Annotated in this window: 10 protein-coding genes and 1 pseudogene; 9 read left to right on the top strand and 2 right to left on the bottom strand. The window is 66.0% G+C overall.

Annotated elements, in window-relative coordinates; genetic code table 11:
• Window positions 1-113: 113 nt before the first annotated feature.
• Window positions 114-497, top strand: a pseudogene (locus PVZ72_RS22120) (DUF4398 domain-containing protein); the annotation flags it as partial.
• A gap of 51 nt (window positions 498-548) precedes the next feature.
• On the opposite strand, the gene PVZ72_RS22115 reads toward PVZ72_RS22120, so the two are convergent.
• Complete coding sequence (locus PVZ72_RS22115; protein ID WP_273863023.1) at window positions 549-2,210, bottom strand: bifunctional metallophosphatase/5'-nucleotidase; 1,662 nt, start codon at window positions 2,208-2,210, stop codon at window positions 549-551.
• Between the two features lie 198 nt (window positions 2,211-2,408).
• Between PVZ72_RS22115 and PVZ72_RS22110 the strand changes: the two genes are divergently transcribed.
• The 7 genes from PVZ72_RS22110 to PVZ72_RS22080 all read left to right on the top strand — a co-directional run bounded on the left by PVZ72_RS22110 (window position 2,409) and on the right by PVZ72_RS22080 (window position 8,747).
• A complete protein-coding gene (locus tag PVZ72_RS22110; protein ID WP_187980327.1) occupies window positions 2,409-2,816 on the top strand; it encodes an ExbD/TolR family protein in 408 nt (135 codons plus the stop codon).
• Between the two features lie 2 nt (window positions 2,817-2,818).
• Window positions 2,819-3,598, top strand: a complete 780-nt coding sequence (locus PVZ72_RS22105) for an energy transducer TonB family protein (RefSeq protein ID WP_273863022.1) — start codon at window positions 2,819-2,821, stop codon at window positions 3,596-3,598.
• A gap of 24 nt (window positions 3,599-3,622) precedes the next feature.
• The gene (locus tag PVZ72_RS22100; protein ID WP_273863021.1) at window positions 3,623-5,911 is read left to right on the top strand and encodes a TonB-dependent receptor family protein; all 2,289 of its coding nucleotides are present in this window, start codon (window positions 3,623-3,625) and stop codon (window positions 5,909-5,911) included.
• A gap of 14 nt (window positions 5,912-5,925) precedes the next feature.
• Window positions 5,926-6,576, top strand: coding sequence for a MotA/TolQ/ExbB proton channel family protein (locus PVZ72_RS22095; RefSeq protein ID WP_273863020.1), 651 nt, complete (start codon window positions 5,926-5,928; stop codon window positions 6,574-6,576).
• Window positions 6,577-6,634: 58 nt separating this feature from the next.
• A complete protein-coding gene (locus PVZ72_RS22090; protein WP_273863019.1) occupies window positions 6,635-7,189 on the top strand; it encodes a GNAT family N-acetyltransferase in 555 nt (184 codons plus the stop codon).
• A 74-nt stretch (window positions 7,190-7,263) separates the two neighbouring features.
• Window positions 7,264-8,271 carry a zinc-dependent alcohol dehydrogenase family protein gene (locus PVZ72_RS22085; RefSeq protein ID WP_187980331.1) on the top strand — a complete coding sequence of 336 codons (1,008 nt, stop codon included), beginning with the start codon at window positions 7,264-7,266 and terminating at the stop codon, window positions 8,269-8,271.
• 83 nt (window positions 8,272-8,354) lie between these two features.
• Window positions 8,355-8,747: a response regulator gene (locus PVZ72_RS22080; protein ID WP_187980332.1), complete on the top strand. Its 393-nt coding sequence runs from the start codon at window positions 8,355-8,357 to the stop codon at window positions 8,745-8,747.
• On the opposite strand, the gene PVZ72_RS22075 is transcribed toward PVZ72_RS22080, so the two are convergent.
• Complete coding sequence (locus PVZ72_RS22075) at window positions 8,744-9,127, bottom strand: response regulator (protein ID WP_051226123.1); 384 nt, start codon at window positions 9,125-9,127, stop codon at window positions 8,744-8,746. The two genes, PVZ72_RS22080 and PVZ72_RS22075, sit on opposite strands and share 4 nt — an antisense overlap.
• A 244-nt stretch (window positions 9,128-9,371) precedes the next feature.
• On the opposite strand from PVZ72_RS22075, the gene PVZ72_RS22070 reads away from it, so the two are divergent.
• Window positions 9,372-12,713, top strand: a complete 3,342-nt coding sequence (locus PVZ72_RS22070) for a PAS domain S-box protein (RefSeq protein WP_273863018.1) — start codon at window positions 9,372-9,374, stop codon at window positions 12,711-12,713.
• The last annotated feature ends 595 nt before the right edge of the window (window positions 12,714-13,308 follow it).

Raw genomic sequence — 13,308 nt, 5'->3', positions numbered from 1 at the left:
CAGAACAGCATCCAGCAGATCCGTGAGGAAGGTCAGATCAACCTGCAGCTGCAACAGAATCTACAGAAAAAGGTGCAGCAGTAAGGCTGCCCGCTCTCTTGAAGGACGAAACCATGCGTAAACGTTTTCTGCTCCCGCTGATGTCGGCGCTGACCCTGACCCTGGCCGCCTGCGCCACCCCGCCCAACCCCAATCTGGAAAAGGCGCGCAACGACTACGCCGCCCTCGAATCCCAGCCCCAGGCCACCCAGCTGGCGGCACTGGAAACCAAGGATGCCGGCACCTGGCTGGCCAAGACCGACAAGGCCTACAAGGACGGTGAGAACGAGCGCACCGTCGACCAGCTGGCCTACCTGACCCAGCAACGCATCCAGACCGCCATGCAGACCATCAAGCTGCGCATGGCCGAGGCCGAGCTGAAGAAGGTCGACGCCCAGCGCGGCGAAACCCGCCTGAACACCCGCACCGAGCAGCTGCAGCAATTGCAGAAGGCGATCAAGTAAGGTCGCGCGTCGCGGAGCCCCATGGGCTCCGCAACCACCCTCCCCTCAGCCGTCCTGACGGCGAAGGCGCCCAGCCGATTCGGCCTGCCCCGCAGGCTTGCCCAGGCGATCCTGCTGCACCAGATAGCGCTCCAGTGCCTCCAGATCGGTGATGACGGTCTCCCGTCGATTGCTGCCGTCCCTGAGCAGGGCTGCGCCATCGCCGCCATCGGCGAGGAAACTGTTAGCTACTATCCGATAGCGGCGATCGTCGGCCAGCGCTTCGCCATTCAGGCGAATGCTGCCCGGTACGACGCGCTGCCCGACCGGGCGACGTCCATCCCATACATAGGTGAAGCCTTCCGATACCTGCAGTGGCCTGGCGTCAGGATCGCGACGCCATTGCTGCTCCAGCAGCTCGCGCAGTTGGGCGCCGGTCAGATCGATCAGGGTCAGGGTGTTGGCGAAGGGCTGGCAGCTGGCGAGCTGAGCATAGGTCAAGCGCGACTGCCCGGGCACCAGGGCGAGTTCGTTGCGGATGCCGCCGCTGTTCATCAGGGCGATCTGGGCACCTTGATCGCGAACGGCCGCCAGTTGGGCATCGGCGATGAGATCACCCAGGGCACTTTCTCCAGCGGTGTCGTAGCGCGGCTCCAGACGGGATACACCCAGGCGGGCAATCGGACGCTCCAGTACCGTCTTGCTGCGGGCCACGACCCCGGCGACCCAGGCCGCCAGTTGCGGATCCGGCGGATAGTGCCCCGGGACCACCGGCAGGTTTTCCATCTGAACCCCTGTCACACGTCGCTGGTGCGGATCGATCTGCAGGCTCACATGGCTGACCAGCTGACCATAGGCGCCGCCCTGGAATACCGGCATCCGGCCTACATGGCAGGTATAGGCCTTGTGACTATGGGCGCTGGCGACCAGGTCGATGGCAGGGTCCAGGCGCTTTACCACCTCGACGATCGGCCCCTGGAGGTCCTGGCAATCAGGACCTCCCGCCAGGCTGGTACCGCCCTGGTGGATGGTGGCGACGATGGCGTCAACCTTTCGAGCCTTCAGCTCGGGAATCACTGCATTGATGCTATCCGCCTCGTCCGTCACCTTGAGCCCGGCCAGCCCCTTCGGCGAGACCATCTGGTCCAGCGCCTTGAGCACGGCCCCAACGAAGGCGATCTTCTGCCCGTGGGCCTGGAGGATGCGATAGGCCGGGAACAACGGCTGGTTGGTGCGCGCGTCCAGCAGGTCGGCCGCCAGATAGGGAAAGCGCGTGCCCTGCCAGCGCGGCTCGAACTGGCAGGCCTTGGCTGGTCGGCTGGAATCGCAGCCGCCCCGGACCTGGCGCAGCAGCTCGGCCTGGCCATTGTCCAGCTCGTGATTGCCCACCGCGGAGAGTTGCAGGCCGAGCAGGTTCATGGCCTGCAGGGTGGGTTCGTCGGCCCACAGCGCGGAGACCGCAGGACTCGCGCCGATCAGATCGCCACTGCCGATCACCAGGGTCTGGGGATCCTCCTGGCGGAGGTGATCGATGAGCCCGCCGACGTTGGCGATACCGCCCATGAGCTGTCCCTTGCGTCCCTGGTCGAACAGCGCCGGATTGGGCTCCAGATAGCCGTGGAAGTCGTTGATCAGGGCCAGGTTGACCGTGACCGGTTGGGACGGTGGGCTGGCACAGCCGGTGAGTAGCAGGGCCAGAGCAAGAGACGCGGGGAAACGAAGCAACATGAAAGAACTCCGGGCAAGAACCTCCGGCTAGAGCGGGCGGCTCTACACAGGGCGGGGCAGCATGACGAGCTTTTATGACAGTTCCTGCTCGTCCAGAAAGTGACGCCAAACTGTCAGCGCAACGCAAGAAATCGGTCGCGGAAGCGTCAAGGACGGTTGTTAGGGTCTCCGGCTTCCGACCAACGGTAGACCCCGACCATGAAAGCCTGGGACGAACCCAAGAAGCGCAAAGCCCATATCGAACTCATTCCGATGATCGATGTGATGATGTTCCTGCTGGTGTTTTTCGTACTCATCAGCCTCAACGTGATTCCCGCCCTGGGCATCAAGACCCAATTGCCAGGCGCCAGCAGCGCCGTGCAACTCAAACCACAGAACAAGGCCATCGTCACCCTGGCCGCCAGCGGCGATCTGCAGCTCGATGGCGAGCCCCTGACCCTGGCCGAGTTGCCCGGGCGACTTGAGGCGCAAGCCAAGCCCGACAGCCAGACCACCATCATCATCAACGGCGACAAGGCGGTCGCCATCGAGCGACTGGTGGAGGTTATGGACAGCCTCCGCCAGGGTGGCTTCAACGCCATCTCCATCGCCACCCGCAAGCCCTGACCATGTACGCCCTCTATCGCTCCCGCCATGTCCTCGGCTGGTTGCCGGCGGCGCTGGCAGCCGTGCTCATCGCCTGGACCCTGCAACGGGTGCCGCTGAAGATCCAGCCCAGCTACGACGAGCCGCCGGTGCAGCTCGCCCTGGCCGAACCCGAGCCCGAAGCGCCGACACCACCGGTGCCGGAAGTAGAGACACCGCCGCCACCGCCAGTCCTGGAGCCCGAACCCGAGCCCACGCCGGACGTGCCGCCAGTCGTGACGGAGCAACCGGTCGCCCCGCCACCACCGCCCAAGCCACGGGTGGAGCCCAAGCCCCAGCCGAAACCGAAGCCCAAGCCGCGGGTGGAGCACCACCCCAAACCCGTGGCCAAGCCACAGCCCGTCACGCCCCCCGTCGCAACGCCGCCCAAGGCGATGGAAGCTGCGCCGCACCCTGTACCGCCTGCCCCACCGCCACCCAAACCGCAGGTGGATGCCCAGGCCCTGGAAGGCGGCTACCTGCACGGCGTGCGCGGTGATCTGGAGCGCTACAAGCAATACCCCACTGGCCGCCAGGCGTCCCTGGAGCGACCCAGCGGCAAGGTGGTGGTCTGGCTGCTCGTCGACCGCAACGGCAAGGTCCTCGACCGCGGCCTGGAAGAGCGCGCCAGCAGCATGCTGCTCAATCGCGCCGCCACCAGCAGCCTGGCGCGCATCGAGCAGGTCAAGCCCTTCCCACCGGAGGCCTTCGCCGGACGCAGCCAGCTGCGCATCACCGCCACCTTCGACTATTCGCTCCGTTAACCACCAGCCTTTCGAGGATTCGAGATGAACCGTAGCAAACTCTGTCTCGCCATCATGGCGGCCAGCCTGGGCCCCGGCCTGGTATGGGCCGACGGCACCGCCGAACGCGACGTGGGCACCATCGGTGTCCAGGGCAACACCACCCAGGGCGGCGGCTACCTGGCCCCGGAGCAGAGCGCCAAGTCGCGCTCCAGCCTGACCCGCGAGGCGATGGACAAGCAGACCGCTACCGCCAACGCCATCGATCGGCTGCAATACACGCCCGGCCTGCACGTCAGCAGCAACGACGCCAGCGGTATTTCCGGTTTCAACTTCACCATGCGCGGACTCAATTCCAGCGAGATCGGGGTCTCGGTGGATGGCATGCCGCTCAACGACTCCGGCAGCTACAAGGTCTACGCCAACCTGCTGGGCGATCCGGAAAACCTGGACCAGATCTTTGTCACCCAGGGCTCCTCGGAACTGGACGGCCCGCACATCGGCTCCAGCGGCGGCAACATAGGCTTCACCACCGTCCGTCCAACCCAGGACAGCGACGTCTTGGTCAAGCAGGCGGTAGGCAACAATGGCCTGACCAAAACCTTCGCCCGGCTCAACACCGGCGAATTCAACGGCTTCAGCAACTGGCTGTCGGCCTCTCATACCGAGGGCGAACTCTGGCGTGGCAAGGGTGCGGTGCGTGCCGACCGGGTCGAATTCAACAGCTTCTTCGACCAGGGCAACGGCAATACCGGCAACCTGATCCTCAAGTACTACCGGCAGGACAACGACAGCTACACCAAGCTGACCAAGGCCCAGTTCCAGCAGGGGGGCCGTAGCTATACGCCGGCGCCAGACAACCCGGTACTGGGCAGCAACGGCAAGATCGCCCGCTACTACGAGTTCAGCAAGAACCCCTTCGAGAACTTCAGCGCCATCTTCAACGGCCACCTGCAGTTGCAGGACAATCTGGCGCTCAGCTTCAACCCCTATTTCTACTGGGGCGACGGCAGCGGCAATGGCTACTTCAGCAGCGCGCTGAATCGCAATTCCAGCCGCAATGGCGTCTATGACCTGAGCAACCTGAACAGCGCCGCCGGTTATGCCGCCGATGGCACGCCCAACTCCGGCGTCTACTACCGGCCCTCGCGCACCCAGACCTGGCGCCCAGGCGTGACCACCAAGCTGACCTGGGACGTGAATGACGCCCACAGCCTGCAATTCGGCTACTGGTTCGAATATGCCCGGCAATCGCAGACCCAGCCCTATATCCCGATCGATGCGGCGGGCAAGGCAGATGACAACTTCTGGCCGGATGCCCGCAGCGTGGTGGACGCTCGCGGCAACCGGATCCAGGGCCGCGACCGCTACACCGAAACCCCGGCACACAAACTCTGGGCGCAGGACACCTGGACCCTGAGCCCGGACTGGACCCTGAACGTCGGCACTGCCTACCAAAAGGTGGAGCGCAAGGCCGAAAACCATGGCGATCTTGGCAGCCTGCCCTTCGAGCGCTCGCGCAGCTACGACGCCTTCCTGCCCAGCGCCGGGCTGAGCTACCAGCTCGATGCGCAGAATCAGCTGTTCTACAACGTCAACCGCAACATGCGGGTGCCGGCCAACTACGTGCTGTACGACAGCAGCCCGGACTCCCTCAACCTGCGACCGGAATTCAGCTGGAACCAGGAACTGGGCTGGCGCCAGCAGCGCGAGACCATGGCCTTCTCGGCAAGCCTGTTCTTCCTCAAGTTCAAGGATCGCCAGGCCTCGAGCAAGGACATCAACGGCGACAGCCTCAGCTTCAACGGTGGCGACGTCGACAACAGCGGCCTGGAGCTGGCCTGGAGCGGCCTGCTGCCCCACCATTTCAACTACTACACCTCCTACACCTATACCCGCTCGATCCAGCAGGACGACCTGCCGGTCTATAACAAGGGGCAGCGCATCGAGCTGCCTACCAAGGGCAAGCAATTCGCCAACGTGCCGCGCACCATGCTGGCCGCCAATATCGGTTATGACGACGGCCGCTACTACGGCACCTTCGGCGGCAAGTACAGCAGCAAGCTCTATGGCGATCTCGCCAACGACGAGAGCGTGTCGGGCGCCACGGTCTTCAACCTGGGCGCCGGCGTCTACCTGCCCACCGACAAACGCTTCCTCAAGGACGCCACCCTGCGGCTGAACGTCGACAACCTGTTCGACAAGAGGTACCTGGACGACGTCGACAGCGTGCAGACCAATGCCGTCGCCTACCAGGGCTATGCCGGTAGCAGCCCGACCTACAACGTCGCCATGGAACGCACCGTGACCGTTTCCCTGGAAGGCCATTTCTGATCCCGGAGCCCCGCATGAATACCCAACTCCTGCACGACGCCACCTTCTACATCCTCTATGGCTGCATCGCCCTGGCGCTGTTCATTGCCATCGAGCGTGGTCTGTTCTTCGCCTACACCCGTCGCCAGGCCAGGCACCTGGCCGAGGCCCTGATCCAGCGCGAGGTGCAGCAGAGCGGTCGGCTGCCAGCCGCCCTGGCCGAGCGACCCGGTCTGCCGGTCAACATGATCGAGCCGATCCTGGCCCAGCGCGGCCGGCTCGATCACCAGGCGCTGGAGGATCTGGTCGATACCCAGTACCTGGCCACCCGGGCACCCCTGGCGCGCAGCCTGTGGATCATCGAGACCATCACCACCGCCGCTCCGCTGCTGGGCCTGCTCGGTACCATCCTCGGCATCATCGACACCTTCAAGGCACTGGCCTCGGCCGGGGTGTCCGATCCGGGGCAGATCTCCGGTGGCATCGGCACGGCGCTGTTCGCCACCGGCCTGGGCATCGCCGTGGCTCTGCTTTGCGTGGTCTTCCATAATTTCTTCCAGGACCGCCAGGAGCGCATCAACGAACAGCTCAAGATCGTGCTGATCCGGGCACGTGGCGCCGCCAGCTCGCCTGCCCAGGCCGAGCTGGCTGAAGACCTGTCGCCCGCGCGGCTCCGTCAGGCTTGAGTCGAGGTCCTCGCGGCGCGCCGCGAGNGGACGCCCACGCTGCTGCCGGAGGACCGCCATGCTGCCGCAACCCAGCCTGCTCACCGAACGCCTGGCGCTACGTCCCTGTAGCGAGCGGGACGTACCTGCCCTGGTGACCCTGGCCGGCGACCCGCGTATCGCCGCCACCACCGGTACCCTGCCCCATCCCTACACTGAGGCGATCGCCCACCAGTGGCTCGCCACCCATGCACCGGGCTGGTCCACAGGTAGCCAAGCCCACTTCGCCATCGTCGACCGGACGCGCGACGATCTGTGCGGCGTTATCTCGCTGCGCCGCGATGGCCAGGACACGGCCAATATCGGCTACTGGATTGGCGTGCCCTCCTGGGGCCAGGGCCTGGCAACCGAAGCCTGCGCAGCCCTGATTGCCTTCGGCTTCGACCATTGGGCGCTGAGCGCCATCAACGGCCGCCACCTGCCAGAGAATCCCGCCTCGGGTCGCGTACTGCTCAAGAACGGCTTTACGCTGCAGGGACGGGTCCGCGCCCTGTTCCCCATCCGTGGCGGGGAGGAGGAGCTGGACAGCTACCAGCTGACCCGCGAGCGCTGGCTGGCTCGTCTGCTGGATTGAATTCCCGCGCGGCGCTTGGGGTCCCTTCTGGATCGGCAGGCCAACCGCGGCCTGCGCCCCAAAGGAGAACCCTCATGCACGCCATACGCCTACGCAAACCCGGTGGTCTGGACCAGCTGGAAGCCTGCGAATTGCCTGATCCCGGGCAGCCGGGGGCTGGCGAGATCCGGGTGCGGATCAAGGCCAGCTCGCTGAATTTCCACGATCTGGGCGTGGTGCTGGGCAAGATGCCGACCGCCGATGGGCGCATTCCGATGTCCGATGGCGCCGGCGTGGTCGAGGCCGTGGGCGCCGGGGTCAGCGAGTTCGCCGTGGGCGATCACGTGGTCTCGACCTTCTTTCCCCACTGGCTGGATGGCGAGCCGCCCATCGATGACTTTTCCACGACCCCTGGCGATGGCGTCGACGGCTTCGCCTGCGAGGTGGTGGTACGCCCGGCCACGGCCTTCACCCTGGCGCCCAAGGGCTACAGCCATGCCGAGGCGGCGACCCTGACCACCGCCGGACTCACCGCCTGGCGCGCCCTGGTGGTGGATGGCGGACTCAAGGCCGGCGACAGCGTGCTGATCATGGGGACCGGCGGGGTGTCGATCTTCGCTCTGCAGATGGCCAAGGCCATGGGCGCCACGGTGATTGCCACCTCCTCCTCGGACGAGAAGCTGCAGCGCGCCTATGCCCTGGGCGCCGATCACCTGATCAATTATCGCGACGAACCGGAATGGGGTGCCAAGGTGCAGGCCATCACCGGCGGCCGTGGCGTCGACATCGTGGTGGAAGTGGGCGGCCCGGCGACCCTGGCGCAGTCGATCCAGGCCGCGCGTATCCATGGTCACCTGGCGCTGATCGGGGTGCTCACCGGCGTCGAGGGGCAAGTCCCCACGGCCAATCTGATGCGCCGCCATCAGCGGCTGCAGGGGCTGATCGTCGGCAGCCGTCGCCAGCAGCAGGAGATGATCAAGGCGCTGGAAGGCAACGGCATTAAGCCGGTCATCGATCGTAGTTATCCGCTAGACGAAATTGCCGCGGCCTTCGCCTTCCAGAAGGACGGCAGCCACTTCGGCAAGATCGTCCTGGAGTTCTAACAATGGTCAGACAAAAGCCGGACTGACGCCGGCAAGGCTCTGCTAGACTTCCGGAATCGTCTCGTCGCGTTCCGGAAGTCTCGATGACCTCGCCAGATCCCCTTCCCTATCTCGTCGTCATCGAAGACAACAGCCTGCTCGCCGAGCTGCTGAGCAACCATCTCGAAGACCGCCTCTGCTGGACCTGTCGGCAGTTCGACAATGCCGACGATGCCCTAGTGCATCTGCTCCAGCAGCAGCAGGCTCCCGGGCTGGTAATCACCGATCACCTGATGCCCGGCCAGCTGCGCGGCGGTGAATTGGCCGAAATGCTGCTCCAGCGCTGGCCCGCGCTGCCCATGGTCATCACCTCGGGCTATGGCTACGAGATCACCACGGCGCTGCCCCCGCAGGTGATCTTCCTGCAGAAGCCCTGGACGCTCGATGAGGTGGATTCGGCGGTACGCCTCGCACGCGCGCGTCAGGCGGGCGGTTAGACGCCCAGCTGGCCGCAGGCCTTCAGCAACTGGTCGATGGTCCAGGGCTTGGGCAGGAACAGCGCCCGGTCTTCGCGTTCGGCGTACTGCTGTCCGGTATAGCCGGACGACACCAGTATCGGCAACTGCGGAAAACGTTGGCGGACCTGTTTGGCCAAGGCGAGACCATCCAGCCGACCGGGCATGCGCACGTCGGTGAAGAGGAGATCAGGCGGCAGCGGGTCGGCTTCGAACCAGCACCAGGCGGCATCGGCAGTGTCGAACGACTGGACGGCATAACCCTCCATCTCGAACACCTCCGTCGCCAGCGATCGCAGTACAGGATCGTCCTCGACCACCAGCACAGTGGTAACGGCTGCGGAAGAAACTACATCGGTCATGGCAACGCTACTTCATTAGTACGACTAAATAGACCGAAATTACTCGAATTGGATCACAACCCTCGGATGGACGGCTGGCCGCTTGGTACCGGCACTTGTCTGATGCCGTAACGGCTACTTAATTCCCTGCCTGTCGGAAAAAGGTGCTGGCAGATCGCTAGCCGGCGCCCGACTCTCTTACTCTAAGGCTCTTGCTGGACGTCATTGGCGTCCGCTTCCGCTGCCCACGCGCTTGAAAGATCCCATGGCTGAATCCGCTCCCTCCTACGCTGAACTCCAGGCCGAAGTCCGCCGCCTCCGCGCCGCGCTCGACCAGTGCACCGCGCTGCCACCCCAGGACGCCCAGCGGCGCCTGGCGATCTTCGATGGCGCCATCGATTTCGCCATGGTCGTACTGGATCCGGCCGGGGTCATCACCGACTGGAACACCGGCGCCGAGCGCCTGCTGGGCTGGACCGCCACGGAGATCCGCGGCGCCCCGGCAGAGTGCTTCTTCACCCCGGAAGACAACCGGAACGGCCGGGCCGCGCTGGAAATGCGGCTGGCGCTGCAGGACGGTCGCGCCGAAGACGAACGCTGGCACCTGCGACGCGACGGCACCCGCTTCTGGGCCAGCGGCGAGATGCATCCGCTGCACGACGACGCCGGCCGCCATACCGGCTTCGTCAAGATCCTGCGCGACCGCACCCCCCAGCATCTGGCCGGCGAGGCCCTGCGTGACAGCCAGCGCCACGTCGGCGAGGTACAGCGGCAACTGGCGGAGAGCGAGCGCTACTGGCGCGGCCTGTTCGAGCAACTGGACGAGGGCTTCATCCTTGGCACCATCCTGCGTGATGACCAGGGCCGTGGCCGGGACTGGCGCTACGACCAGGTCAACCGCGCCTGGTGCACCCACTTCGGCCTGAGCGCGGAGCAGACGATCGGCCAGACCGCCCGCACCCTGTTTCCCGAACTCGAAGACCTCTGGGTGGAGGATTTCACCCGGGTGGTGGATACCGGCCAGTCGTTCAGCTACGTGCGGCAATTCCAGTTCAACGGCCGCTGGTACGAAGGCCATGCGCACAAGGCTGGCCCGGACAGCTTTCTGGTGCTGTTCCTGGATGTCACCGAGCGCGAGCAGGCCGCCCAGGCCACCCGTGACGAAGAGCGCTATCGCCGCGCCCTGGCGGAATTGGGCGAAGGCTTCAGCCAGCTGAACGACATCGAGGCGGTCACCGAACTCGCCTGCACCGCCCTGGGCACCATCCTGAATGCCCATCTGGTGGGCTACGGTCTGGTGGACGCCGAGACCGAGACCATCACCGTGGAACGCGACTGGACGATCCCGGGCGCCCGCAGCCTGATGGGCACGCTGAATTTTCGCGACTACGGCAGCTACAGCGAGGCCTTCAAGCGTGGCGAAACCGTGGTGATCGAGGACGTGCAGCAAGACCCTCGTACCCGTGACAACCTCGCGGCCCTGCAACGCCTGGAGACCCGCGCCCTCGTCAACCTGCCGCTGTTCGAGCACGGCAACCTGGTGGCCCTGCTCTATGTCTGTTCCAGTCAGCCGCGGCGCTGGACGCCGGCCGAGCTGCAGTTCATCCGCGAGGTCGCCAATCGCACCCGCTCGGCCACGGCGCGATTGACCGCGGAACGTGCCCTGCGCGACAGCGAACTCAATCTGCGCCTGGTGGCCGACACCCTGCCCTGCCTGATCGCCTTCGTCGATCGCGACCTGATCTATCGCTTCGCCAATATCGAGGCGCCCAAGTGGTTCAAGGACGCGCCGCAGAGCATCCTGGGCCGCAGCATGGCCGAGGTGTTCGCGCCGGAACTGTTCGCCGCCCGGCGTCCGGCCATCCAGGCCGCCCTGGACGGTACCCCGGCGCGACTGGACCTGCCGTGGGCCTGGCCGGATGGCCGCCGGCGCATCGCCGACATCCACTACCGCCCACGGCGCGATGCGCGCGGTGCGGTGGACGGCTTCTATGTCTTCGCCCAGGACGTCACCATCCAGCGCGACGCCCAGGCGCTGATCCAGGCGCAGAATCTCAGCCTCAGCCAGGAGGTCCAGGCCCGTACCGCCGAGCGCGACCGGCTCTGGGCGCTCAGCGAAGACCTGCTGCTCACCGCCGACTTCACCGGGCAGCTCCTGCGGGTGAGTCCGTCCTGGTCGCGCGGCCTGGGCTATTCCGAGGCCGAGTTGCTCAGCCGCCCCTACACCGAACTCATCCATCCCGATGATCTGCCCGGCGTGCTGGTGGCGCTGGACGAACTGCGCCGCAGCGGCCTGCCGGCGCGGGTGGAGAATCGCGTCCAGGCGGCGGACGGCAGCTGGCGCTGGCTGTCCTGGACGCTGTCGATGGACACCGAACAGGATCGCCTCACCGGCGCCGGGCGCGACATCACCCGGGAAAAGGACGCCGCGGAAACCCAGGCGCTGCTGGAAGAGCAGCTGCGCCAGTCGCAGAAGATGGAAGCGGTCGGCCAACTCACCGGCGGCCTGGCCCACGACTTCAACAACCTGCTCGCCGGTATCGTCGGCAGTCTGGACCTGCTCACGGTGCGCATCGGCCAGGGTCGGCTGAACAATCTCGAGCGCTACACCACCGCCGCCCAGGGCGCCGCCATTCGCGCCGCCGCCCTGACCCACCGGCTGCTGGCCTTTTCCCGCCGGCAGACGCTGGACCCCAAGCCCACCGACGTCAATCGCCTGGTGGCCGGCATGGAAGACCTGATCCGCCGCACGGTGGGGCCGGCGATCCAGATCGAGGTGGTGGCCAGCAGCGAGCTGTGGTCGACCCTGGTCGATCCGCCGCAACTGGAAAACGCCCTGCTCAATCTCTGCATCAACGCCCGCGACGCCATGCCCGAGGGCGGCCGGATCTTCATCGAGACCGCCAATCGGGCGCTGGATGCGCGCATGGGCCGGGTACGCGACCTGGACCCGGGCGAATACATCGCCCTCTCGGTGACCGACAACGGCTGCGGCATGCCGCCCGAGGTGATCGCCAAGGCCTTCGACCCCTTCTTCACCACCAAGCCGATCGGGGTGGGCACCGGGCTCGGCCTGTCGATGATCTACGGCTTCGTGCGCCAGTCCGGCGGCCAGGCACGCATCCATTCCCAGGTCGATCAGGGCACCAGCGTCACCCTCTTCCTGCCGCGCCATCGCGAAGTGGCCACTGGCGTTGACCTCGCCGCCAGCCAGCCGACCCTGCCGCGCCAGGGCCACGGCGAAACGGTGCTGGTGGTGGATGACGAACCCACGGTGCGGATGCTGGTGGTGGAGGTGCTGGAAGAACTGGGCTACGCCGCCCTGGAAGCGGCGGATGCCAGCTCCGGGCTGCGCCTGCTGGAATCCGATGTGCGCATCGACCTGCTGATCAGCGATGTCGGCCTGCCTGGCGGGATGAACGGCCGGCAGATGGCCGATGCCGCCCGCCAGCGCCGCCCCGGACTCAAGGTGCTGTTCATCACCGGCTACGCCGAAAACGCCGTGGTCGGCAACGGCCACCTGGAGCCCGGCATGCACGTGATGACCAAGCCCTTCGCCATGGACGCCCTGGCGGTGCGCATCCGCGATCTGATCGTAGGGACCTGAGGGCCACTTTCGAGCGGATCGCCCCCTCACCCCAGCCCTCTCCCGGAGGGAGAGGGGGCGGTTGGGATGCCCTGGGTGGATAAGGGTGCAGCCTTCCACGAATGGAGGCAGGCTTGCCCAGTGGAAAACACTGCGCGGTTTTCCACGCTACGGTGACGCTGCCGGAGTGCACGAACCACAACCCTGCACCCGGCTCGACCGCCCCCTCTCCCCCTGGGAGAGGGCTGGGGTGAGGGCGCTCCAGCACAGAGGTCTCCCCTCGTTGGGCTTCGCTGCGCTCAACCCGACCTACGCGGCCGATCTCGGCCGTAGGGTGGATAACGGCGCAGCCTTATCCACGAATGGAGGCAGGCTTGCCCAGTGGAAAACGCTGCGCGGTTTTCCACGCTACGGTGACGCGGCCAAGGTGCACGAGCCACAACCCCGCACCAGGCTCGACCGCCCCCTCTCCCCTGGGAGAGGGCTGGGGTGAGGGCGCTCCAGCACAGAGGCCTCGCCGCGTTGGGCTTCGCTGCGCTCAACCCGACCTACGCAGCCGATCTCGGCCGTAGATACCGTCTTCGCCCCTCAGTGTGCAATCGCTAAAGCAGGGTCG

Source organism: Pseudomonas sp. LA5, assembly GCF_028640825.1.
Classification (GTDB): Bacteria; Pseudomonadota; Gammaproteobacteria; order Pseudomonadales; family Pseudomonadaceae; genus Chryseomonas; species Chryseomonas aestiva.
Note: the sequence above shows the minus strand (reverse complement) of the source record. Positions and strands in the feature narration are given on the sequence as shown.

What these genes read in the sequence shown, in the direction of transcription:
- PVZ72_RS22115 (WP_273863023.1), bottom strand. Translation starts at nt 2,210, where the DNA reads ATGTTGCTTCGTTTCCCCGCGTCTCTTGCTCTGGCCCTGCTACTCACC.
- PVZ72_RS22110 (WP_187980327.1), top strand. Translation starts at nt 2,409, where the DNA reads ATGAAAGCCTGGGACGAACCCAAGAAGCGCAAAGCCCATATCGAACTC.
- PVZ72_RS22105 (WP_273863022.1), top strand. Translation starts at nt 2,819, where the DNA reads ATGTACGCCCTCTATCGCTCCCGCCATGTCCTCGGCTGGTTGCCGGCG.
- PVZ72_RS22100 (WP_273863021.1), top strand. Translation starts at nt 3,623, where the DNA reads ATGAACCGTAGCAAACTCTGTCTCGCCATCATGGCGGCCAGCCTGGGC.
- PVZ72_RS22095 (WP_273863020.1), top strand. Translation starts at nt 5,926, where the DNA reads ATGAATACCCAACTCCTGCACGACGCCACCTTCTACATCCTCTATGGC.
- PVZ72_RS22090 (WP_273863019.1), top strand. Translation starts at nt 6,635, where the DNA reads ATGCTGCCGCAACCCAGCCTGCTCACCGAACGCCTGGCGCTACGTCCC.
- PVZ72_RS22085 (WP_187980331.1), top strand. Translation starts at nt 7,264, where the DNA reads ATGCACGCCATACGCCTACGCAAACCCGGTGGTCTGGACCAGCTGGAA.
- PVZ72_RS22080 (WP_187980332.1), top strand. Translation starts at nt 8,355, where the DNA reads ATGACCTCGCCAGATCCCCTTCCCTATCTCGTCGTCATCGAAGACAAC.
- PVZ72_RS22075 (WP_051226123.1), bottom strand. Translation starts at nt 9,127, where the DNA reads ATGACCGATGTAGTTTCTTCCGCAGCCGTTACCACTGTGCTGGTGGTC.
- PVZ72_RS22070 (WP_273863018.1), top strand. Translation starts at nt 9,372, where the DNA reads ATGGCTGAATCCGCTCCCTCCTACGCTGAACTCCAGGCCGAAGTCCGC.